General features: G+C 64.4%; 23 protein-coding genes and 3 tRNA genes. 10 read left to right on the forward strand and 16 right to left on the reverse strand.

Annotated features, from left to right (window positions below; genetic code table 11):
- Positions 1 to 149: 149 nt before the first annotated feature.
- From LRX77_RS00160 to LRX77_RS00190, 7 genes are all read right to left on the reverse strand, one after another.
- Positions 150 to 551 (reverse strand): hypothetical protein, encoded by a 402-nt coding sequence (locus LRX77_RS00160; protein ID WP_231830827.1) that lies wholly within the window; start codon positions 549 to 551, stop codon positions 150 to 152.
- Positions 544 to 825, reverse strand: a complete 282-nt coding sequence (locus LRX77_RS00165; RefSeq protein ID WP_231830828.1) for a hypothetical protein — start codon at positions 823 to 825, stop codon at positions 544 to 546. Before LRX77_RS00165 ends, LRX77_RS00160 begins: the two co-directional genes overlap by 8 nt.
- A 214-nt stretch (positions 826 to 1039) precedes the next feature.
- Entirely contained in the window at positions 1040 to 2398 is a 1359-nt protein-coding gene (locus LRX77_RS00170) for a ParB/RepB/Spo0J family partition protein (RefSeq protein WP_231830829.1), read from the reverse strand.
- Between the two features lie 171 nt (positions 2399 to 2569).
- Positions 2570 to 2893, reverse strand: a complete 324-nt coding sequence (locus tag LRX77_RS00175) for a hypothetical protein (protein WP_231830830.1) — start codon at positions 2891 to 2893, stop codon at positions 2570 to 2572.
- Positions 2890 to 3192: a hypothetical protein gene (locus tag LRX77_RS00180; RefSeq protein ID WP_231830831.1), complete on the reverse strand. Its 303-nt coding sequence runs from the start codon at positions 3190 to 3192 to the stop codon at positions 2890 to 2892. The genes LRX77_RS00175 and LRX77_RS00180 overlap by 4 nt, the downstream gene beginning before the upstream one ends.
- Before the next feature lie 29 nt (positions 3193 to 3221).
- Positions 3222 to 3437: a helix-turn-helix domain-containing protein gene (locus tag LRX77_RS00185; protein ID WP_231830832.1), complete on the reverse strand. Its 216-nt coding sequence runs from the start codon at positions 3435 to 3437 to the stop codon at positions 3222 to 3224.
- A 20-nt stretch (positions 3438 to 3457) separates the two neighbouring features.
- Positions 3458 to 4177 (reverse strand): hypothetical protein, encoded by a 720-nt coding sequence (locus LRX77_RS00190; RefSeq protein WP_231830833.1) that lies wholly within the window; start codon positions 4175 to 4177, stop codon positions 3458 to 3460.
- Between the two features lie 577 nt (positions 4178 to 4754).
- Here LRX77_RS00190 and LRX77_RS00195 point away from each other — a divergent pair.
- Positions 4755 to 5279 (forward strand): hypothetical protein, encoded by a 525-nt coding sequence (locus LRX77_RS00195; RefSeq protein ID WP_231830834.1) that lies wholly within the window; start codon positions 4755 to 4757, stop codon positions 5277 to 5279.
- A gap of 60 nt (positions 5280 to 5339) precedes the next feature.
- Here the strand turns inward: LRX77_RS00195 and LRX77_RS10560 are convergent, their stop codons facing one another.
- On the reverse strand, positions 5340 to 5660 hold the full coding sequence (locus LRX77_RS10560) for a helix-turn-helix domain-containing protein (RefSeq protein WP_442961569.1): 321 nt from the start codon (positions 5658 to 5660) through the stop codon (positions 5340 to 5342).
- Positions 5661 to 5754: 94 nt separating this feature from the next.
- On the opposite strand from LRX77_RS10560, the gene LRX77_RS00200 reads away from it, so the two are divergent.
- The 5 genes from LRX77_RS00200 (at position 5755) to LRX77_RS00220 (ending at position 9560) form a co-directional block, all read left to right on the forward strand.
- Positions 5755 to 6138 carry a helix-turn-helix domain-containing protein gene (locus tag LRX77_RS00200; RefSeq protein WP_231830835.1) on the forward strand — a complete coding sequence of 128 codons (384 nt, stop codon included), beginning with the start codon at positions 5755 to 5757 and terminating at the stop codon, positions 6136 to 6138.
- A gap of 13 nt (positions 6139 to 6151) precedes the next feature.
- Positions 6152 to 6523, forward strand: a complete 372-nt coding sequence (locus LRX77_RS00205; RefSeq protein ID WP_231830836.1) for an ImmA/IrrE family metallo-endopeptidase — start codon at positions 6152 to 6154, stop codon at positions 6521 to 6523.
- Positions 6524 to 6536: 13 nt separating this feature from the next.
- Positions 6537 to 7193, forward strand: a complete 657-nt coding sequence (locus tag LRX77_RS00210) for a DUF6932 family protein (protein ID WP_442961570.1) — start codon at positions 6537 to 6539, stop codon at positions 7191 to 7193.
- Positions 7186 to 8142, forward strand: a complete 957-nt coding sequence (locus LRX77_RS00215) for a hypothetical protein (RefSeq protein WP_231830838.1) — start codon at positions 7186 to 7188, stop codon at positions 8140 to 8142. Before LRX77_RS00210 ends, LRX77_RS00215 begins: the two co-directional genes overlap by 8 nt.
- A gap of 428 nt (positions 8143 to 8570) precedes the next feature.
- Positions 8571 to 9560 (forward strand): tyrosine-type recombinase/integrase, encoded by a 990-nt coding sequence (locus LRX77_RS00220; protein ID WP_231830839.1) that lies wholly within the window; start codon positions 8571 to 8573, stop codon positions 9558 to 9560.
- A 129-nt stretch (positions 9561 to 9689) separates the two neighbouring features.
- Here LRX77_RS00220 and LRX77_RS00225 read toward each other — a convergent pair.
- From LRX77_RS00225 to zapE, 5 genes are all read right to left on the reverse strand, one after another.
- A tRNA-Val gene (locus tag LRX77_RS00225) sits at positions 9690 to 9766 on the reverse strand.
- Positions 9767 to 9822: 56 nt separating this feature from the next.
- A tRNA-Cys gene (locus tag LRX77_RS00230) sits at positions 9823 to 9896 on the reverse strand.
- A 99-nt stretch (positions 9897 to 9995) separates the two neighbouring features.
- Positions 9996 to 10068 (reverse strand) — tRNA-Gly (locus LRX77_RS00235).
- 350 nt (positions 10069 to 10418) lie between these two features.
- Positions 10419 to 11636, reverse strand: a complete 1218-nt coding sequence (locus tag LRX77_RS00240; protein ID WP_231830840.1) for an ammonium transporter — start codon at positions 11634 to 11636, stop codon at positions 10419 to 10421.
- A 174-nt stretch (positions 11637 to 11810) separates the two neighbouring features.
- Positions 11811 to 12851 (reverse strand): cell division protein ZapE, encoded by a 1041-nt coding sequence (zapE, locus tag LRX77_RS00245; protein WP_231830841.1) that lies wholly within the window; start codon positions 12849 to 12851, stop codon positions 11811 to 11813.
- Between the two features lie 246 nt (positions 12852 to 13097).
- Between zapE and LRX77_RS00250 the strand changes: the two genes are divergently transcribed.
- Positions 13098 to 14006, forward strand: coding sequence for a sulfurtransferase (locus LRX77_RS00250; RefSeq protein WP_231830842.1), 909 nt, complete (start codon positions 13098 to 13100; stop codon positions 14004 to 14006).
- 87 nt (positions 14007 to 14093) lie between these two features.
- Entirely contained in the window at positions 14094 to 14591 is a 498-nt protein-coding gene (locus tag LRX77_RS00255) for a SufE family protein (protein ID WP_231830843.1), read from the forward strand.
- Between the two features lie 12 nt (positions 14592 to 14603).
- Here LRX77_RS00255 and LRX77_RS00260 read toward each other — a convergent pair whose 3' ends face one another.
- On the reverse strand, positions 14604 to 15968 hold the full coding sequence (locus tag LRX77_RS00260) for an alpha/beta hydrolase family protein (RefSeq protein WP_231830844.1): 1365 nt from the start codon (positions 15966 to 15968) through the stop codon (positions 14604 to 14606).
- Between the two features lie 63 nt (positions 15969 to 16031).
- On the opposite strand from LRX77_RS00260, the gene LRX77_RS00265 reads away from it, so the two are divergent.
- Together LRX77_RS00265 and LRX77_RS00270 are read left to right on the forward strand one after the other, a co-directional pair.
- The gene (locus tag LRX77_RS00265; protein WP_231830845.1) at positions 16032 to 16655 is read left to right on the forward strand and encodes a DUF3000 family protein; all 624 of its coding nucleotides are present in this window, start codon (positions 16032 to 16034) and stop codon (positions 16653 to 16655) included.
- Positions 16652 to 17872, forward strand: coding sequence for an HRDC domain-containing protein (locus LRX77_RS00270; RefSeq protein ID WP_231830846.1), 1221 nt, complete (start codon positions 16652 to 16654; stop codon positions 17870 to 17872). Before LRX77_RS00265 ends, LRX77_RS00270 begins: the two co-directional genes overlap by 4 nt.
- 25 nt (positions 17873 to 17897) lie before the next feature.
- Here the strand turns inward: LRX77_RS00270 and dxs are convergent, their stop codons facing one another.
- Positions 17898 to 19940, reverse strand: a complete 2043-nt coding sequence (gene dxs, locus LRX77_RS00275; protein WP_231830847.1) for a 1-deoxy-D-xylulose-5-phosphate synthase — start codon at positions 19938 to 19940, stop codon at positions 17898 to 17900.
- Between the two features lie 164 nt (positions 19941 to 20104).
- On the reverse strand, positions 20105 to 22789 hold the full coding sequence (gene acnA, locus LRX77_RS00280) for an aconitate hydratase AcnA (RefSeq protein ID WP_231830848.1): 2685 nt from the start codon (positions 22787 to 22789) through the stop codon (positions 20105 to 20107).
- Position 22790: the final 1 nt, after the last annotated feature.

Below are 22790 nucleotides of genomic sequence, written 5' to 3' on the forward strand. Positions count from 1 at the left end.
GCCCCAACGCCACACAGCGTGCTTGATCACAGCGACACGCAGGTGATGCATCCACGTCCGCAGCTCGACCGGGCGGTCGACGTGAACGGTGAGTGTCGCTTGTGTCTTCGTAGGCATGCATTGCTCGATTGGCCATGCGGTCGGGAGACTCACTTGTCGATCTCTTTCCGCCCGGCGCAGGCGTCGACCACGTCGCGGAGCAGGGCCGCTGCGGTGGCAACATAGTCGCGCGGCTCACCGCCGGCAGCGAGCAGGTCAGCGGCACGCAACGTGCGGCCGAGACGCTCCACCAGCGGCAGGTCGGGGAAGAGCAGCTCGCTCGGGGTGATCAGGCGGCGCACACGACCAGCGAGCACCGCCTGGTGCAGATCCACGAGGGTTGTGCGCATTGCGACCAGGTCGACCGAGTTCTCCCCGACCCAGACGATGTGCGTCGCACCGCCCTGGGCTTTCCACTCCCACCAGCCCGGCTGCAGACGATCCAGCACCTGCAGCAGCATGGACCGATACGGCGCGTGCTCCGCGGCGCCCTCGAGGTCATGATCAGTCATCGGCCTTCCCCTTCTCTTCATGGCCCGCGAGGGCGGCGAGCGCGGCGCGCAGACGGTTGTCGTCGACCGGCGCCGTCAGACGCTCATACTCGGCGCGCACCCGCTCGAGCAGCGTGCGCGCTGCGGTCGGCCGACCTCCGCGCACGATCGGGCCGAGATGCCGCCCGTTGTGGTCCTTCCGGCGCCACATCCCTGGTGCCGAGAAATCACGGGCGATCCACCCGACCACATGCCAGTCAGGAGCCGTCACCGGTTTCCAGGTCAGAGCCGTCATGCTTCGCTCCCGTCATCCCGCAGCCTGAGCGCATTCGTGTCAAAACGCACCCTGGTCAGATATCGCGCTTCCAGAGCCTCACGTTCACGGTCCCGAGCGAACGCCGGCACATACGACCGCCAGAACCGGCGCGCACGCTCCGCGTGCTCAGCACGCATCCGAGCATCAGCAGGCGACCCTGGCCGCTCACCGCCCAGCTCCTGCACAGCGGTCATCACTTGCCTTCCTGCTCGATCGTCGACGCCTGATAGCCCCATGCCGTCAGACGCTCGATCTGCGCCTTGCATGACTCCGTCTCATACCCGTCCTGCTCGAACGCCTGATCGGCCTCCACGTGCGCCAGGGCGGACGCAAGCAGCAGGCACTGCTGCCGGTGCGGAGTCGTCGCCCACTCCTTGAGCGCACGGATATTCGCCCACGCCGACGGCTCGCCCTCCTTGACCGACTTCGCGCCGACCCACCAGCCGACAAGCACCGTCTGACGTGGGCTCAACGAGTTCTCCCCGATCAGATCCACCACGGCATCGATCCACCCCGACGGCAGGCGTTTCTGCTGAAGCAGCTCACCGATGAACTCGCGGCGCACCACCGTCGCCGCACGCCACTGCTTGCGCAGATTCCGCCGGCGGGCCTTCTCCGCTTTCTCCCGCTCCTCACGCACCGGGTCCGGCGTCGACGCTGACGCAACACCCCAGGAAAAGAGGCCTTGGTCGGCCCACCCACGAATCCCGTGCACATCACCGGACACGTACTTCCCCGTCTTGTAATCCCATGCGCGACGGCGCCACACGACACGACCCTCGAAACGCACCGCGGCCTCCACCGTCAACGGTTCATTCATCGCCTCATCCACGAACAAGCGTGAGAGCGCCCTGATCGCGTCATCACTATGCGACGGCGCATCATCAAGCGGCTCCCACCCCGCAGCACGCTGAGCGGCCTCCCACTCAGCACGCTCACGCCGAGCTGTCAGATCCTGTCGAGCCTGCTCAACCGCATGCGCAGCGGGTGTGCCCTGGGAGATGCCCGCCTTCGCGAGCTCCACCGCCTCCGGCTCGACCTCCTCCAGCTCAGCCAACGCCAACGCATCATCAAACGTCAGCTCACCCGCCTCAAGCCCAGCCTGCGCATCAGTGTGCTCCGCGATCTTCAACGCAGCCCGAGTGCTCGCCCGCTTCGCCCCCGTGCGCTTCGCAATCCGGTCAGCTCCGACACCGAGCAGCGACAACTGCTTGAACGCAGCCACCCGGTCACCGTCCGACAGCGGCGTGCGGGCGTCGTTCTCCACGATCTGGTCGACCAGCAGCTGGTCGGCCGCGCGCTCCGGGACGACGAGCACCGGGATCTCTGTGGCGCCGGCCTCGATCGATGCGAGCGTGCGGCGCTGCCCCGTGATGACATGCAGGCCGTCCGCGCGTTCCACGACCGTGGGCGGCTGCAGCACCCCGTTCTCACGGATCGACGACACGAACGATGGGTCAAGCACCGCGTCCCGGCGCACATTCTTCTCAAACAACAGTGACTCCGGCGCAACATCTCTCAGCTCCGGACGAACCGCAGTTTCCTCAGCCATGGTGGTCTCCTTCGTGATGGCAATGAATTGGTGATGAGTAGGGCTGGCGGGAGTCGAACCCGCGGCCAGCGATCACAATCAGACGAAAGGGGGATCAAACGGTGAGATGGTGATCGGCGCTGGCATCCGCACAGCAGCCCCGTGACGCAGCACCCGCAGGTGCCACGCAGGTCAAACGCTGGGGCTCCCCTCGACCAGGGCACGGGCGAGAGCCGCGTCACCATGCACCAGCGGAGAAGAACGAGGGCCACGAGTCAGGAACCCATGCGCCCACGACAGCAGTGCAGGAGAGTCAACGGGTGCGGCCGAACGCTCCAACACCTCCAGCGAAGCCAGCGGAGCGACGAGGATCAGGGCCGGGTCATCCAGGCTGTGCAGCACAGCAGTGAGCCCAAGATCCACATGCACAGTCACACGATGCACCGTGCAGCGGTGCCCCGCATGCACGACGACATCGCCAGGGCGAGCGACCAGCGACTGAGGTGCGGGGCTCATGCTGCAGCCCTCCGCCCATGACCGGACGCCACGACCCGCACCTCACGCGACGACTCGACCGCCGGCAGCGCGTCCGGGTCAGGCATCAGCAGCAGCTCCCGGAACACCGAGAAAGTGAAACGAGCCAGCACCACCGCACCCACAACGAACGCAGTGACAGCCAGAGCCTTCCACGTCCAGGCCGGCAACGGCGCCCCCAGAGGAGCAGCAACCAGCGCAGCAAGCACGGCCAGAAGCCAGAGCACTGACGTAGTCCAGCAATTGAAGATCAGAGCCAGTGCCCTGCGGAATGTGATCATGGTGGTCTCCCTGTAGTGATCGGTGATGGTTATCGAACGAGGTGGAGCCGGCGTCCGGGCTGCACGGGAGTATCCCCGGCCACCCAGGCGTCGACTGCAGATCTGCGCATGCGGTAGTGGCCGCGAGCGCCGTGGCGTGACGCGGTGAGATCGCCGGCCGCGATGGCGCGGCGGACGGTGACGATGTGATAGCCGGTGTAGTCAGCGGCTGCGCGTGCGGAGAGCCATGGGTCGGCGTCTGGCACGGGCACCTGGAGTGACGCTGTTAGTCTTTGAGATGGCATTCGTATGCCTTTCTGATGTGCTGCTGTGCGATGCAGCGTTTCCTGCTGGTCTTGAGGAATGGGGAATTCGGCCGATGAGAATATCTGTGCGAACTCGGGCGTTTGGGTGGTTGAGCCATGCGGCTCAGCGCATGGATCCGGCAGTTTGGAAGGATCCTGGCGCGAACGACAGGATGTATCGCTTGGTGCGGGCACGGCCCGTGTTTTTCCCGGATCAGGATGCTCTGGCAAATCTCATACGCGGATTGCAAAGTCGTGATGACATCGACGCGGTTCGGGTCAACAGATTCGGTCAGGATTTCGAGGGCACAACCGCAGACGAAATTGCGGAAGCCGTAGCGCGACAGTCGAAACCTGCTCGTGACAGCATCCAAGTCGTTATCGAGACTCAGGACGGCCAAGCGCAAGTGGTCTTCGAGAATGCCCGCAGGGGAGGCAAAGCCACTACCGCCATTAGTGGCGGTCCGGATAGTCTCTGCTCCCTGTTCCCTGGAGCTGTCGATGATAACTGCGAAGAGATGCCCCACGCTCGGCGCAGGGCTCCCTTGATTGAGCCGATCCACGCGCACGACGAAAGCGCGGCAAGGCTCGCACTCGCAGCGTCCAACAAAGCTGCCCGCATCGGTGGTCTGTGGGGATTTCTCGCCGGCATAGTCAGCGGACTCATACCACTGGCTCTCCAGCTCATAATCAGCGCGCACGGTACCACTCCGATCCCGTAAACGCTGGGGCACTCTCAATCTCGGAAACCGCACGGGCAACATCGAGCCCACCCTGGCGAGTCACAATCTCAACCGCTCGATACTCAGAGACTCCCCGCGACACCGCATAGGCGATCAAGTCCGCACACAACACTCCCTGCTGACTCCGCCCCCTCGCGATCCACGCAAAGACCTGCAGCGCACGCTTAGTCCTACGTCCTACGCCATACGGAGCGCCGTTACAGACAACAGCCGTAGCAACTCCCGCGGTCAAAGCCACGGTCACAACGGCGACGACTAAGGCGATCATGCTTCACCGCCCATCAACGAATGCTCATCGCGCCCACGGAGGAACTCATCACCCTCCGCGACCACCCCGTCAACTAACCGGGCAGTCTCAGCCAGGCCCACACGTAAGTTCCTTCGAACACTCATGCTGCATCGCCCTTCTGCACGGGCGCATGAGCGATTCCCGCGAATCAGACGGGCTGGTATCGTTGGCGAGGTGTCGCCGAAACTATTGCGGGCCGTATGGTGCGCTAGGTTGAATCGGCGTTCTCGGGACGTGAGGATGCATGTGATTGACGGGTGGGGAGCTATCACAGTCGCTTTGCCGTATTTCTTTTCGATTGCGGCATTCTTGTTCGCACTGCGCGCTGATCGACGAGCAAAAGAGAAAGTGGCTCTTGAGACTGAGACCGAGTGGTCCGTGGAATTGACCACCGGAGACGACGCTGGATACGCTGAACTTTTGTTTTGGTGTCGCGGGCCGCGTGTAATTGAGGAAGCTTGGTTCGTTATCGAGCGGATGATCTCACCACTCAATCGTCCGCACATTATCGCAGCACACCAAGCGTTCCACCTCTTGGACGGTGAAAACATCGCGCTCTGGCTCGACACCCTCGATGACGTCATAGCGCTCCCCGACCACGTGACGATCGAGTGGACGTATCAGACGACGAAATCCAGTCGCGCGCTGCGCCGGATTCGGTACTTGACTGTGCAGCAGAGGCGAATCGACGCGATTCACTACGCGAACGTTTCGCTGACCGACGTGAAGAAGCAGATCCACGCGCTTCGCGAATCTCAATCATCACATTGACGTACACCGTGTAGATCATGGCTGCAGCACTCAAGATGACAGCTCCACTCTCCCAGGTCATCATGCTGACCTCCGATCCACTGCGAGCGCAGGAGACGCCACATCGACCTTCTCAACGGATTCCCGCGTATGCCGATCGTGCGCGTCTGCAGAGTCTCGGAAAACCGGGGGCGTGAACACTGCAGGTTCCACTCCCAGCACAGCTGCGATGACGAAAAGCTCACTGAAATTAAATTCTCCGAACCCTCCAAGCTTGCGATAGAGGGTCGCCCGTGGAATTCCTGTTCTGTCAGACAGCGTCTTTTTCGGCATTCCACTCGCATCAAGTGCCCGTAAGACCGCCGAGGCGACTGTCTCAATAACCTGCTCGCGTGTGCTCATATGAACACACTAACGACTCGTTCGCGTACACGCAAGCGTAATGTGTGTTGATATGGCTACACATTGTGTTGATATTGCATCTATAGTGATCTACATGGACACAGCAGCCGAGCGATTCAATCGGGCAGTAGGTGCGCAGATTCGCGCCGAGATCGCGGCCCACGGTGACACGGTGAAAGGTGTCAGCGAGAAGACAGGCATCTCCCGCAGCAGTCTGGTCAAGTATCTAGACGGCGAGCGACACATCCCAGTGAGCAGTGTCTATCGCATCAGTTCACTGTGGGCTTTGCCACCCGAGGTCATAGTTGAACGAGCCTCAGAACGCTACTTCCTGGATGAGTCTCAGCGACGCAGTCCGGCCACTGTGACGGACTTGTCGTCCCGTCGCCATGATGCTCCGCCTTTCGAGGTCCATGAGGAACGTGGTGCCGCGTACGACCAGGCTGACGGTGAAGTCAGCGATCCCGAAGAACCGTAGAAGAGAGCATCACGTGGGGGCATACGATCCTTGGGAGCACGCCGAGCAACTCGGCATCCCCGTCTACCGGTATCCGCTGAAGACCGCACCAGGCATGTGGGTGCCAGACCAGCGCGCCATCCTCATGCGCCCAGACTTGCGAATGTTCGAAGAGATCTGCGTACTGGCACACGAACTCGTCCACGCCGAATACAACGACCCCGCCGGGCACGACGGCAAAGCCGAACGACGAGCACACCGCATCGCAGCACACCGACTCATCGACCAACGCGAACTGCGAGCGCTCGGCCGTCTCTACGGGCACGTCGACGACCGTCTCTGTCACGAGCTCGGCGTCACACGCGAGATTCTCACCGCAGCACTTCAGGAACAAGTGGCATCATGAGGTACAGACTTCCATGCGCCGCTTGTCCGCTTTCGCTGCGCTATGCTCGCCTTTGGGCGGATGCGGTGAGAGTTCTGTGTCCAGTGGGGAGAACATTTTGATACCGGCTCTGAACAGCGATGGGCATTTGCCACCAGGTAGATACCGAACGACCTTGGACGAGATCAAGCAGGAGTTCGTCGATCACCGCCGCTTCGCCGCTTCCACCACTCGAGCCGACGTATGGGACGGTTTCTCTAACTACCTGGCAGCATGGGCCGCAGCAGAGCACAACTTAGGTGTCGACTTCCTGAAGGCGATCTGGATCGCCGGAAGTTTCACGTCGTCCGAGATTGACCCCAACGATATCGATATCAGCCCGTTCTATGACAGCTCGCTCATCGAGCAAGTCAAGGGGAAACCAGGTGTGGGACAGCTCAAGAACCTATTCGAGCAACGATCGCGTGTTGTCGAAGAGTTCAAAGTAGAGCCGTTCGCAGTTCCGTGGCGCCCGGTGATTTCAACACTCTTGCCCTCTAGACTTACTGAACCAGAGCGTTCATACTTGGCCAACCGAGGCGGACTCGACGATTGGTGGCAACGCACACGGCCAGGAGGCAAGGACGAGCCACCGACGCTCGACGGCATCGCGGCGCGACGCGGGTATTTGGAGGTGATGGTGCGTGATTGATCCCTACTACGAGAGACTCCGCCATGACTCCCGAGCATGCTCTGAAGCGAGCAAGTGGCTAGATAGTCTCCCCGTCACGGCGCTTCCGCTCGATGAGGTTCTCTTCGAGGCGCAGCTGCAGGCCGCTGAGCGTTTCGATGCCTCCATCTCTCGGCATGCACACGAGTACATCGTCCGACTCTCAGGCCCTGACGTTGAAGCCGGAGTTCTACCAGACTCCATCAACGATGAAGTGGTACCCCGGATTACACGAGAGATCGCCGCATCCGCTGAAATCGACAATGCGAACGTCAAGTTCGGTCTCGCGGGAATTGGGCAAGGCAGCATCGTCCTGTACTTCAAGCCACTGGACGATGATGCCGCGTACTCATCGACCTCAGAAGACCAATTCGAACAGCGTATTTCAATCATCGACAACGCCATCGAACGAATCAATACGTTGCATGGGCTCATCGAGAACGAAGCCAGCGCCAACGAGATCCAGGCGCGCTTCCACTCGACTCGAGAACGTCAACTGCTTCACGCGGCGGGCAAACTCGTCGAAGCGTTGGACTCCCACAGCCTTGACTTCACCTCACGATGGCGGGGTCCAGGAGGCAGACGCACGTTAGGCATGATCTCCGAACGAGGCAGAGCCTACGCTCAGACGCTTTTCCACGAGAGCGAGCAATCTGAAGAACGCCCATTCAGCGGGAAGATCCAGGCACTCGACTTGGAAGGGTCCGTGACCATCGCTTCAGGGAAGAGGAACTCTCGTCGAGTCGCGAGTATCGACCCCAAGCTGATCCCCGGGCTTAGGCTGGGCGACCCCATTCACGTAATCCTCCGAATCGTCAAGAACAATGACGCGGTGCGATCACATACCTCCGGCGTGCAGCCAAAATACTCGGTCGTCAGGCTCCTCGAACGCGACACTCCCGCTGACTCAATACACCCCGCCTCGAGCTAAACGCCTCTGCTCCCGATGCTCGGCACGGTGACCCCGGAGGGCCACCACAGTGGAGACGAGCTCGAGGCGGCGCTGAGGCACACTGATCCAGACGGTGCTCTCGGCCACCGATGACTGGGATCGCATCTCGGATGCGCTCTCGATCACGCATGAGCTGGTCGAAGCACTGATTCCTGACCACCAGACGGCGAAGATCGCCGTCTGACCGGCACGCAGCGCGTCGGTGACCCATCCCACAATGGAAAGGAGGCCGGCATGGCTACACGATCAGACGCCCATCCGGACGCTATCAAGGGGCGTACAGAACCCCCGACGGCAAGGTGCACTCAGTCGGCACATTCGCTCTGAAATCCGAGGCACGCCGAGCGGCAGTCAAAGCCGAGTCGAAAGTACTGCGGCCAGACTGGACAGACCCCTCGATCGCCAAGATGACCTGGGGCGACTGGTGCGAACGATGGTGGCCGACACGGCGAATAGAAGCCAGCACAGCAGCCAACGAAGAAGCCATGGTGCAGAAGCACATCAGCCCACAGTGGATCGACGTGCAGCTCGGGCAGATCCGACGCGGCCACGTGCAAGGCTGGGTGAACAAGCTCGTCAGCGACGGCACGCTCAAAGCGTCGAGCGTGAGACGAGTGCTCAACGTCTTCGTCTCATCACTGACCCCATCCGTCGCCGAGGGCATCCTCGAAGCAAACCCAGCAGCCGGCGTCTCCATCACCCTCGAAGACCCAGAGCACGTCTTCCTCACCCGTGAACAGTTCAAGGCACTCATCGAGAGCGTCGGCACCGACAAAGTGCCACGCAGCAAGCGCAGGAAGCCATTCGAGCCCGACTATCACGCCCAGGCGGTGATCAGCTTCCTCGTCGCCACAGGCCTGCGCTGGGGTGAACTAGCGGGCCTGCACTGGGAACAGCTCACCGAGACCAGCGTCACCGTCAAGAACGTCGTCTCCGCCGGAGAAATCAAGCCCTACCCGAAAGGCAAGAAACAACGAGTCGTGCCCCTGCCTGGATGGGCACGCCGACTCATAACCTGGGAAGATGACGGAGCGCAGCCACTTCCCTACCGCACCGGCATGCGACGCCCGAAGACCGGCCTCGTGTTCACCGGGCCCACCGGCGCCGCGCTCGACGACAGAAACTTCACCAGGCAGAAGCTCAACCCCGCACTCAAACGAGCCGAGCTCGCTCACCTCGGCTTCACCTTGCATGACCTGCGCCACACATACGCATCCTGGCTCATCCAAGACGGCGTGAGGCTCGAACAGATCTCCGCTCTCCTGGGCCACGCCAGCTGGAAAACCACCCAGATCTACGCGCACCTCGTGCCCGGGCAAGACGAGAACCTCAGCAAAGCGCTCAGAGACCCCTTCGCGCCGGAACTAACCGTGCTCGAGGGCGGCGCCGCAGGATGACCCAAAACACCCGAGAACGAGTCACGGCGAGTGACGCGTGACTCAAGTCTGCTATCCGTTTGCTATCCGCGACTTAAACGAAGAAGGCCCGGAATCCCGCGTCTTCCGCGTGATTCCGGGCCTATCCCGTGGTGGGCGATAGCAGACTTGAACTGCTGACCTCTTCCGTGTCAGGGAAGCGCGCTACCAGACTGCGCCAATCGCCCGTACTCGAACCGTCGAGTGCGTCTGTCGACTTTCGTCGACTCCGGCCGAAGCCGGTTGGAGGTGGAGACGGGAGTCGAACCCGCGTATACGGCTTTGCAGGCCGCTGCCTCGCCACTCGGCCACTCCACCATGCCAGACTTCGCCGATTCTGAGTGCATCATTGCCGGTGAAGCAGCCCCTGTGAAGCGGGGCCTGTGGCAGGTCTTTCACAAGTGAAAGAACCCTCCGAGCGGATGACGAGATTCGAACTCGCGACCCCCACCATGGCAAGGTGGTGCTCTACCAACTGAGCCACATCCGCATGTTGATCAGCTTGACGCTGTTCAACGTTGCCGCCGTGTTCCGGCGACTTGAATAATGTACCGTACCTGCGCGCGAATGCAAAATCGGAGTGAACAGAACCCTGCATCGCGGGCGTGTCGAGCCTCTCGATCCCAGCGATATCGCGGGTTCAGCCGACTGTCAGAAGGTACTGAGAAGCGCCTCCCCCTCGTCGACGCATGCCTCAGTCAACGACCGGGGAGGCGAATGCGGTGGGGACACAGATGTGGAGAGGGTGCGGAGCCTGTGACGGCTGCCGCACCCTCTCCACGTGTCGAAGCGCTGCGTTGTTCACCTCTGCCGCTCAGGAGCGGCAGTCAGATACCTGCCTCAGTTCTGCAGGGCGTAGCCCGACTCACCGTGCACGCGCAGGTCGATGCCGGCCACTTCGTCCTCGTTCTTGACGCGGAACCCGATGGTCTTGTCGATGACCTTGCCGATGATGAATGCGATGACGAACGAGTAGACCGCGACCGGAACCGAGCCGACGATCTGAGCGCCGAGCTGTCCCCAGCCGTAGCCGTAGAACAGCCCCGAGTCATTGGCGAAGAAGCCGAGGTAGATGCAGCCGATGAGGCCGCCGACCAGGTGCACTCCGACGACGTCGAGGGAGTCATCGTAGCCGAGCACCCACTTCGCGTTGACGGCAAGGGCGCAGAGGCCGCCGACGATCAGGCCCAGGAGAATCGCCGCCCCAGGGGTGAGCTGGTCGCATGCCGGGGTGATGCCCACGAGGCCGGCCACGGCGCCGGTGCCGGCGCCGACAGCGGTCGCCTTGCCCGTCTTGATCTTCTCGACGACGAGCCAGGCCAGAATCGCGGCAGCAGGGGTCACCATGGTGTTCAGGTAGATGAGGCCGGCGGTGGCGTCATCGGTGGCAGCTCCGCCGTTGAAGCCGAACCAGCCGAACCACAGCACCGAGGCGCCGATCAGCACCAGCGGCACGTTGTGCGGCTTGGCGATGCCCTTGTCCAGGCCGATACGACGGCCGAGAACAATCGCGAGGGCCAGAGCCGCCGCACCGGAGTTGATGTGCACGACTGTGCCGCCGGCGAAGTCGAGCACACCGTCGACGCCGAACCACTCAGGCACCACGGTGCCGATCCAGCCGCCTCCCCAGACCCAGGCTGCGACGGGGAAGTACGACAGGGTGGCCCAGAGGCCGGCGAAGATCATCCACGAGCCGAACTTCGCACGGTCGGCGATGGCTCCTGAGATGAGTGCGACGGTGATGATGGCGAAGGTTGATCCGTAGACGGTCGATACGAGGTCTTCGCCGCTGACTCCGCTGAGCCCGAATGCCGAGAACGGATTGCCGGCGAACGACCACGGGCTGGCGTCTTCGCTGATCGACGTCATGTTCGCGCCGTAGAGCACCCAGAGGACTCCCACGAGCCCCATCGAGCCGAAGCTGAGCATCAGCATGCTCACAACGGACTTCGCCCGCACGAGGCCGCCATAGAAGAAGGCGACGCCTGGGGTCATGAACAACACCAGCGCGGTCGACACCAGCAGCCATATGGTGCCGGTCGTGACTGTCTCTGTCATGGTGGAACCTCTCTCGAACTGATCACGGGGTCACGATCGCGCATCAGGATGCGCTGCGCTGATCGCGAACTGAGTTCAGTCTCGGGTGCAGAGATTTCGCACAATATGCGCCGCAGTTACAGCGCTGTTACACAACTGAGGCCGCTGTTACGGCAATGTTTCCGAGGTGGTCGGTCAGGCTGAGGCCGCGTCGTAGGTCTCGTGTGCCAGAGTGGTGAGGGCGTCGAGTCGCGAGACGCAGCGCAGATACTTCTTGCGGTACCCTCCGTCGATCATCTCCTGGCTGAAGACCTCGGTCAGCGGTAGGCCCGCGGCGACGATCGGCTTCTGCGCGTCATAGAGACGGTCGATGAGCGCCACGAGACGCAGCGCGTCGTCCTGTCTGGTCAAGCGCCCGACACCTGACCAGACGAAGGTGTCGGCCGAGCGTGCGAGGGCGAAGTACTGCACCGGATGCAGCGTCGAGATGTGGTCGATGACATCGGCGAAGGCGTCCTGCGAGAGGCGCAGGTCGTCCGACTCGTGCTGCGAGACGAGCCGATCGATCTCGTCGTGCTCCCAGGGCACCGCCTCACTGTCGACGTCGCGTCGACGGTAGTCCTGGCCGTCGATGCGCAGCGCCTGGAAGATCGAGGCGAGCGACTGAATCTCGCGCATGAAGTCTGAGGCGGCGAACCGCCCCTCGCCCAGTGCGTTCGGCGGAGTGTTCGACGTGGCCACGATCGAGGTGCCGGTCGCCGCGAGCTCCTTGAGCAGACGGGTCATGATCATCGTGTCGCCGGGGTCGTCGAGCTCGAACTCGTCGATGCACAGCAGTGAGTAGCCGCGCAGCTTGGCGACGGCGTTCTCGAAGCCGAGTGCGCCGACCAGCGACGTGTACTCCAGGAAAGTGCCGTAGGCCTTGGGCTGCGGAGCGGTGTTCCACAGTGCTGCCAGCAGGTGGGACTTGCCGACGCCGAAGCCGCCGTCGAGATAGATGCCGCTTGCTTGCTTCGCCGCCTTCTTGTGGCGTCCGAAGAGGCTGCGCCGTTTCACTGCAGTCCAGCGACCGGCGAACTCGCACAGGGCGTCGACTGCCTCCTGCTGCGACGGGAAGTCGGCGCTCGGCTCGTAACTCTCGAACGACACGCTCTGAAAGAGCGGCGGCGGCACGAGATTCGCGACGAGCTCGTCGGGATCGAGATTCGGGTGCACATCGACGATATGCGAGATCATGCGTTCCTCTCTGGCGGCGTCAGTGCACGCGTGGGTTGCGGTGGCCGAATCGCGGCGTCCCGGGGCGAGCATCGTGATGCGGATGCGCGGGCGCGAGAGCCAGCGCGGCACCCTGTTCACTGTAGCGGGTTCGCAGACCCGCACATGACCTGCTGTTGCAGATCGACTGCCGCAGTCGAGTCGTGTGCAGTATCGTGATCGACACCAGCCAGACTCAAACGAGTCGGTGCAACGAAGGAGAACGTCATGACTGTCGCCGTCGACTCGTCAGATCCGAAGACCGCGGGCTACGCGCACCCCGAGCGCCTGGTCAGCACCGAGTGGCTGGCCGAGCACCTGGGCGAGCCGGGACTCGTCGTCGTCGAGAGCGACGAAGACGTGCTGCTGTACGAGACCGGGCACATCCCCGGGGCGGTCAAGATCGACTGGCACACCGATCTCAACGACCCGGTCGTGCGCGACTACGTCGACGGAGCCGGTTTCGCGAAGCTGCTCAGTGAGAAGGGCATCGACCGTGACGACACCGTGGTGATCTACGGCGACAAGAACAACTGGTGGGCGGCCTATGCCCTCTGGGTGTTCACGCTCTTCGGCCACGAAGACGTGCGCCTGCTCAACGGCAGCCGGTCGAAGTGGATCGCGGAGGGGCGCGATCTGACGCGCGAGGTTCCCACCCGCGCCGCGACCCGCTATCCGGTGGTCGCACGCGATGACGCGCCGATCCGCGCCTACCGTGACGACGTGCTTGCGGCGATCGGCACTGAGCACCTCGTCGACGTGCGCTCGGCGCCCGAATACATCGGTGAGCGCACCACGGCTCCCGACTACCCCGAAGAGGGGGCGCTGCGGGCCGGTCACATCCCCACCGCGCAGAACGTGCCGTGGGCCAGGGCCGTCGCTGACGACGGCACCTTCAAGACCGCCGACGAGCTGCGCGACATCTACGAGGCCGGCGGTGCCGGTCTGCGCGAGGGCGATGACGTGATCGCCTACTGCCGCATCGGCGAGCGGTCGAGCCACACCTGGTTCGTGCTGAAGTATCTGCTCGGCTTCGAGAACGTGCGCAACTACGACGGCTCGTGGACTGAATGGGGGTCGTCGGTGCGGGTGCCCGTTGTCACCGGTGCACAACCCGGCATCGCGCCGGCGCGCTGAACCGCCTCAAGCGCATCAGAGGCGTTCATGAGCGGTGTCGTCCGCTGGCCTCGGGCGAGGTGCCCCAGCAGCGTAGACTCGTAGCTCATGAGCACCTCTGACTCTCACTCGTCGCACCTGTTCGGCGCGCCCCACGAACTCGACGCGCTGCACCTGCCGGCCCGTCTCATCGAGACGGCCGAAGACTTCAACGCCCTCGGCGAACGAGACCGGCTGCAGCTGCTGCTGGAGTTCGCCGACGCGCTGCCCGAGCTGCCGGAACGCTACCGCGACGACCCCGATCTGCTCGAGCCCGTGCCAGAGTGCCAATCCCCCGTCTTTCTGAAAGTCGACGTCGACGGCGACAGAGTGCATCCGCACGTCACCGCTCCGCGTGAGGCGCCCACCACTCGCGGGTTCGCCTCGATTCTGGTCCAGGGACTCGACGGCGAGAGCGTGCAGCAGGTGCTCGACGTGCCCAGCGACTACCCGTTCGAACTCGGCCTCGCTCGCGCGGTGTCGCCGCTGCGTCTGCGCGGTATGACCGGCATTCTCGAGCGCATCAAGGCGCAGGTGCGCCGTCAGATCGTCGAACGCGACGCCTGAACAGACACGGGTTCAGCGCCGCTGGGTCCGTGAGGTCGCGGTCGTCGCCAGGCGCTCGGTCAGCCAGTCGCTCACGCTGCTCTCCCACAGCTCCCGATCGTGATTCCACAGTTTGCAGTGGCGTGCCGTCTTGAACGGCACGAAGGTCACCAGATCTGGGCGTGCCGCAGCCAGCTCGCGTGATGGGCCGCTCGGCACGAAACCGTCATCGTCGCTGTGCATGAGCAGCACCGGTTTGCGCAGCTCTCCCGCACGTGCGACCCAGTTCAACGCATCGAGGTCGATGGGGCTCTCCAAACCCGTCGCCGGCGTGGCCCACCGTCGACCCAAGAGCGTCAGCGCGAATTCACGCACCGGGGCGGGCACGCTCGACGCATCCGCCTGATACGCCAGAGCGTCGCCCCAGTCGACCACAGGCGATTCGAGCAGCACTCCCCCGATGCGGCGGGCATGCCGCGTTCGGGCCAGAGCCTGCAGCACGATGGCTCCGCCCATCGACCAGCCGAAGAGAAAGACCTTCTTGGCGCCATGCGCGATCGCATAGTCGATCGCCGCCTCGACGTCCTCCCATTCGGTCTCGCCGAGCGCGTAGCGATTGTCAGCGCTGGGCGTCGCCTCGCCGTCGTTGCGGTAGGTCACGACCAGCGACGTCAGCCCGAGCCGCTGCACCGCTCCGAGACCGCGGATGACCTCTGGTCGGGCCGAGGCTCGCCCGTGCACGTGGATGACCCATGTCTGCGACCGGTCGGCCGGAGCCCCGGGCGCTTCGCGAGATGCCTCGATCGCTTCGGCCGAATGCTCCGGTGCACCCGCGTCGGTCGCGTCAGGGCGATCGATGGCGTAGGTGGGACGGCCACTGGGGGCTGCCGCTACCAGCCAGGCCGGATTCGGGCCGAGCGGACCGTCGATGAGGACGTTCTGGGCGTCGAAGCCGGCCGACTTCGGCGTAAGCCAGACCCAGCCGTTGACGCGTCCCCGGCGAACGCGACCGTCGAGCACGCCGAAGTCGACGCGAAGCACGCGTCGGGTGATGCTGTCCCATGTCTGATCGACGATCTCGCCGATGACGGCATGCCCTCGGCTCTCGTCGAACCAGAAGCTGTATTCGCCCGGCACGCCGGCGAGCCGGGAGTCACGAGTCGACTTGAGCGTCACCAAGAGGCCCTGCGCGTCTGACCACACCGCCTGCACACTGACGTCTTCGGAGTGACGCCTCGGCGGCGTCACCACTTCGCGAGCGACATGTGCGCTCGCGGCCGCTCCGGCGGCGACCACGGCTGCGGCCGCACCGGTCACTCCGGCGACCACGCCCAGCAACGAGAGCCCCCTGCCGGAACGCCGCGGTGCCTCTGAACGGTTGTCTCTGTGCTCGGGCATGTGATCCTCTCCAGCCCGGCGAGTCTGACGCCAGTCTGTCATCGGTCATTTTAGTCTGCTTGCGTGACCGAAGCGCGCAGAGACGAAGAGATGAGCCCGGAGTTCGCGAACCTCCTGCGCGAGCTCTCTGCCGTGCGTCATCGCTCCGACATCGTGCTCGAGCGCATCGACGCTCCGTCGCACATCGCACCTGAGGCCGTCGCCTTCGCCGTCGAGGTCGACACCCGGTCGACCTTTGTGCACTCGCGCGCCAGCGCACGGTTCGTGCTGCTGCACAACCCCGAGCCGCCTGACGGCTGGGGGTCGACGCTGCGCGTGATCGCGTATCTCAAAGCCCCGCTCGAGGCCGATCTCGGTCTTGACCCCTTCGTGGCGGGAGTGGTCTGGTCGTGGCTCGAAGACGGGCTTCACCAGGAGCACGCGCACTACCACAGCATCTCGGGCACAGTCACCAAGACGATCAATTCCGGCTTCGGCGCGCTGAGCACCGAGACCGACGGCACTGAGATCGAGCTGCGGGCCTCGTGGTCGGCCGAGGGCGATCAGCCGGTGACCCCGCATCTGCTGGCCTGGATCGATCTCATCAGCGAGGCGGCGAGTCTGCCCCCGGTGCCGGGCGAGATCTCGGTGCTGCTGCCCACACTCACCGACCCGCACTCGTATGCGAAAGGCTCATCCACGCTGTGAACGTCGAAGACCATCCCTCACATCTCGTCGTGCGTCCGGCAGACGGCATTCCACCGGTGGTGGCGACCCCGAGCGGGCTTGAAGACGCGATGAGTCGGCTGGAGGGAGCCGATGGGCCGCTGGCGCTCGACACTGAACGGGCCAGCGGGTTCCGCTATCACGACAACGCCTATCTGGTGCAGATGCGCCGCGGCGACGAGCCGGCGGTGCTGCTCGATCCGATCGCCTTCGACGGCGAGGCCATGGCCGAGCTGCAGAGCGTCATCGGCCGACAGGAATGGGTGCTGCACGCGGCGACCCAAGACCTCCCCTCGCTCCACGAGCTCGGTCTCTCCCCTGCCGCCCTCTTCGACACCGAGCTGGGCGCACGACTGCTGAATCTGCCCCACGTCGGCCTCGGCGGTCTGCTCGACGATCTCTTCGGCATCCACCTGAAGAAAGAGCACTCGGCCGCTGACTGGTCACGACGTCCGCTGCCCGAGGACTGGCTCGCGTATGCGGCACTCGACGTGGAGTATCTCGTCGAGCTGCGAGACGAGGTCGAGCGTCTCCTGGCCGATCAGGGCAAGCTCGAGATCGCTCGGCAGGAGTTCGCCGCCGAGATGGACTTCGAACCGCGGCAGAAGCCCGGCGAGCCCTGGCGCCGCACCAGCGGAATCACCGCCGCTCGCACGCCCCGGCAGCTGCGCATCGTGCGCGAGCTCTGGAATCAGCGCGACGCGCTGGCACAGCAGCGCGATCTCTCGCCGCACCGGCTCATCCCGGATCGCGCCATCATGGCCGCGGCCACCAACCCGGTGCGCAACGAGCACGAGCTGCTGGCGCTGCGCGAGTTCAACGGGCGCGGCGCGCATTCCGATCTGCGGCACTGGTGGGCGGCCGTGCAGCGCGCCCGAGCCAGCCGGGAGCCGGTCGATGTGCGCGTACCGCACGAGGGCATCCCGCATCACCGCTCGTGGGGGCGCCAGCATCCCGAGGCAGATCGGCGCCTGCGTACGGCCAGGTCGACGCTGATCGCGATCGCCGACGAGCACGATCTGCCGGTCGAGAACCTGCTGCAGCCGCGAGTGCTGCGTGAGCTGGCCTGGGAGACCACTGAGCCGGTCGGCGTCGCCGAGACCGCCGAACGCCTTGCGCAGCTCGGGGCTCGACCGTGGCAGATTGAACTCACCGCCGCTCCGATCGACGAGGCCTTCCGCGAGGCCGCCTCGGCGTAGACCTCCGCAGGCCGCCGTGATCGGCTCAGCGACCGTCGGATGACGCGCGGCGATCTGGCACATCGAAGTGGCTCGACTCTGGAGCATGCTCGGGGCGCGCCCCGCGAGCGTTGGGCACGCGTGTGCCGAGCACCATCTGGATGACCTGGTCGCTGATCGCAGCCGCGTCGAGCCCCGAGTCGTGCAGCAGCTGGTCGCGGGTGGCATGCGGGAAGAACTCGTCGGGCAGGCCGAACTCGGTGAGCCCGGTGTCGATGCCGGCGTCGCGCATGTCCTGCCTGATGCGCGTGCCGATGCCGCCGACGCGCAGGCCGTCTTCGATGGTGACGATCAGTCGATGCCTGGCCGCTCGGGTGAGCACGGAGTGCGGCACCGGCACGACCCACCGCGGATCGATCACGGTCGCACCGATGCCCTGCTCGTGCAGTCGACGTGCGACCTCGAGGGCGGTCGGGGCCATCGCGCCGATCGCGACGATCAGCACGTCGCGGCTGGTCGACCGAAAGAGCACATCGACGCCGTCGGTCGACCGGCTGAGCGCGGGCAGCGGTTCGTTCACCGCGCCCTTCGGGTAGCGCAGCACGGTCGGGCCGTCTGAGACGTCGAGGGCCTCGCTGAGCTCTTCGCGCAGCGTCGCGGCGTCGCGGGGTGCGGCGATGCGGATGCCGGGCACCAGCTGCAGCGTGGAGAGATCGCATTGTCCGTTGTGGCTGGCGCCGTCGGGGCCGGTCACTCCGGCTCGATCGAGGACGAAGGTGACGCCGGCGCGGTGCAGGGCGACGTCCATGAGCACCTGGTCGAAGGCACGGTTGAGGAAGGTCGCATAGAGCGCGACAACCGGGTGTGCGCCGCCGAAGGCCAGGCCGGCAGCTGAGGCCACGGCGTGCTCTTCGGCGATGCCCACGTCGATGACCCGATCGGGAAAGGCCTGCGACATCGCGTCGAGCCCGACTGGCAGCCGCATGGCTGCGGTGATGCCCACGACCTCGGGCCGCCGACGGGCCTGATCGAGCATTTCGTCTGAGAAGACCGCAGTCCAGGTGATCGACTTCACCGTCGAGATGGGCTGGCCGGTGTCGGGGTCGATGCGGCCGATGGCATGGAACTGGTCGGCAGTGTCGGCACGCGCTGGTTCGTAGCCGTGCCCCTTGTGCGTCACCGCGTGCACGATCACCGGGTGCCCGAAGCGCTTGGCCTGACGCAGGGCGACCTCCATGGCCTCGATGTCGTGGCCGTCGACCGGGCCGATGTACTTGATGTCGAGGTTCGAGAAGAGGGCGTAGTCCTCGCCGGTCTGCGCCCGCAGCAGGCCGTAGAGGCCGCCGCGCACGCTGTTGAACAGAAACCTGCCGGGGCGCCCGAGCCGGTAGAAGAAACGACGGCTGGCCTTGTAGGCGCGATCGTAGCCGACGTGCGTGCGCAGCTCGTTCATGTAGCGGGCCATGCCGCCGATCGTGGGCGCGTAGGAGCGTCCGTTGTCGTTGACCACGATCACCAGATGACGGTCGTTCTGGTCAGAGATGTTGTTGATGGCCTCCCAGACCATGCCACCGGTCAGAGCGCCGTCGCCGATCACCGCCACGACGGTTCGATCTGTCTCGCCGCGCAGCGTGAGCGCACGCGAGATGCCGTCGGCCCACGAGAGCGAGGAGGACGCATGCGAGCTCTCGACGATGTCGTGCGGGCTCTCGGAACGCTGCGGGTAGCCGGCGAGGCCGCCGCGCTGGCGCAGATGCGAGAAGTCCTGGCGGCCGGTCAGCAGTTTGTGCACATACGTCTGGTGCCCCGTGTCGAAGACGATCGGGTCATGCGGCGAGTCGAACACCCGATGCAGCGCGATGGTGATCTCGACGACGCCCAGGTTCGGCCCGAGATGCCCTCCGGTGCGTGCCACGGAGGTGATCAGAAACTCGCGGATCTCGTCGGCGAGCTCGCGCAGCTGTGCGGTCGAGAGCTGGTCGAGATCACGTGGGCCGTGGACGCCGGAGAGCAGACCGCCCGGAGCGTCTGCCTGCGCCTCGTGAATCGAGGCCGAGGATGCTCGTTCAATGTCTCTGTGCTCTGCCATGCGTATGCTGACCTCTCAGTGCTTGGACTCATGCTACGTGCTCCGACTGTGCGAAAGGGCCCGCGCCACTCGGTTCGAGTGGGCGCGAGCCCTTTCATCGGAATCTGCCTCAGACTGCTGATGCTTCGACGAGTGACGTCTCAGCGGTGTCTCAGGCCGACAGGCTACGCAGCGAGCTGACGCAGCACATACTGCAGGATTCCGCCGTTGCGGTAGTAGTTCGCCTCGCCGGGGGTGTCGATGCGCACCACGGCCTCGAAGGTCACCGGCTGCTTGCCCTCGGCCGAGAACTCGCTCGGAGTCGCCGTGACAGTGACCGTGGCCGGGGTCTCGCCGTCGTTCAGTCGTTCGATGCCAGAGAACGAGAAGATCTCGGTGCCGTCGATGCCCAGCGACTCGTACGACTCGCCGGCCGGGAACTGCAGCGGGATGACGCCCATGCCGATCAGGTTCGAGCGGTGGATGCGCTCGAAGCTCTCGGCGATGACCGCCTTGACGCCCAGCAGACGCGTGCCCTTCGCAGCCCAGTCGCGACTGGAGCCTGTGCCGTACTCTTTGCCGGCGAGCACGACCAGCGGAGTCTGGCTCTTCTGGTAGTTCTCAGCGGCGTCGTAGATGAACGACTGCGGGCCGTCCTCCTGCGTGAAGTCGCGGGTGTAACCGCCCTCGACGCCGTCGAGCAGCAGGTTCTTGAGGCGGATGTTCGCGAACGTGCCGCGGATCATGACCTCGTGGTTGCCACGTCGAGAACCCAGCGAGTTGAAGCTGCGGCGCTCGACGCCCTTGCTCAACAGGTACTTGCCAGCCGGAGTGTCTGCCTTGATCGAACCGGCCGGCGAGATGTGGTCGGTGGTCACCGAGTCGCCCAGCTTGGCCAGCACACGTGCGCCGCTGATGTCGCTGACCGGTGTCGGCTCCTTCGACATGCCGTCGAAGTACGGAGGGTTGCGCACGTAGGTCGAGTTGTCGTCCCACTCGAAGAGCTTGCCCTCGGGCGTCGGCAGGCCGCGCCACTTCTCGTCGCCTTCGAACACTGATGCGTACTTCGACGTGAACATGTCACGGTCGATCGACGAATCGATGGTCTGCTGAACCTCTTCTGCAGTCGGCCAGATGTCTTTCAGATAGACGTCTGCGCCGTCTCCGTCCTGGCCGAGCGGCTGAGTCTCGAAGTCGAAGTCCATCGTGCCGGCCAACGCGTAGGCGATCACCAGCGGCGGGCTGGCGAGGTAGTTCATCTTCACGTCGGGGCTGATGCGACCCTCGAAGTTGCGGTTGCCTGAGAGCACGGCGGTGACGGCGAGATCATTCTCGTTGATCGCCTCGCTGATCGGTTCGGGCAGCGGACCGGTGTTGCCGATGCACACGGTGCAGCCATAGCCGGTGGTGTAGAAGCCGACGCCTTCAAGGTATGGGGTGAGCCCCGACTTGTCGTAGTAGTCGGTGACGACCTTCGACCCGGGAGCCAGCGAGGTCTTCACCCAGGGCTTCTGCTTGAGCCCCTTCTCGACAGCCTTCTTGGCCACGAGGCCGGCGGCGATCATGACCGACGGATTCGAGGTGTTGGTGCACGAGGTGATCGCGGCAACCGCGACGGCGCCGTTCTTCAGATCGAAGCTCTGGCCTGCGTACTCGACCGGGACCTCGCTCGTCTCACCGGCGTAGGTCGGCAGCGTCTTCTCGAACGACTGCTTCGACTCACTGAGCTTGATGCGGTCTTGGGGGCGCTTCGGGCCGGCGATCGACGGCACGACGGTCGAGAGGTCGAGCTCCATGTACTCCGAGAAGTGCGGCTCGTGCTCGGGATCGTGCCAGAGGCCCTGCTCTTTGGCGTAGGCCTCGACCAGTGCCACCCGCTCGTCGCTGCGACCGGTCAGACGCAGGTAGTCGAGGGTCACGTCGTCGATCGGGAAGATCGCGGCGGTCGAGCCGAACTCGGGGCTCATGTTGCCGATGGTGGCACGGTTCGCCAGTGGCACGCTGGCAACACCCTTGCCGTAGAACTCGACGAACTTGCCGACCACGCCGTGATCGCGGAGCATTTCGGTGATGGTGAGCACGACGTCGGTCGCGGTCACGCCGGCGGGGATCTCGCCGCTCAGCTTGAAGCCGACCACGCGCGGGATGAGCATGGAGACCGGCTGGCCCAGCATGGCCGCCTCGGCTTCGATGCCGCCGACGCCCCAGCCGAGCACGCCGATGCCGTTCACCATCGTGGTGTGCGAGTCGGTGCCGACGCAGGTGTCGGGGTATGCCTGCACCGTGCCGTCTTCGAGCTGCTTGTCGAAGACCACGCGGGCGAGGTACTCGATGTTCACCTGGTGGATGATGCCGGTGCCCGGCGGAACCACCTTGAAGTTGTCGAAGGCCTGCTGGCCCCAACGCAGGAACTGATAGCGTTCGCCGTTGCGCTCGTACTCGATCTCAACGTTGCGCTGCACGGCGTCGGACTGACCGAAGACGTCGACGATGACGGAGTGGTCGATCACGAGCTCGGCAGGGGCGAGCGGGTTGATTTTGGCGGGGTCGCCGCCCAGGTTCTTCATCGCCTCACGCATCGTCGTCAGATCGACGATGCAGGGAACGCCGGTGAAGTCCTGCATGACCACGCGAGCCGGAGTGAACTGGATCTCGGTGTCGGGCTGAGCGTCGGGATCCCAACTGCCGAGTGCCTTGATGTGCTCGGCAGTGATGTTGGCACCATCTTCGGTGCGCAGCAGATTCTCGAGCAGTACCTTCAGGCTGTATGGCAGCACCTCATGGCCGGGGACTTTGTCCAACCGGTAGATCTCGTAGTCCTGGCCGCCGACGGTCAGTGTGTCGCGAGCACCGAAACTGTTTACGGACATG

It is taken from the genome of Pseudoclavibacter sp. 13-3, from assembly GCF_021168475.1.
In the GTDB taxonomy this organism is placed as follows: domain Bacteria; phylum Actinomycetota; class Actinomycetes; order Actinomycetales; family Microbacteriaceae; genus Pseudoclavibacter_A.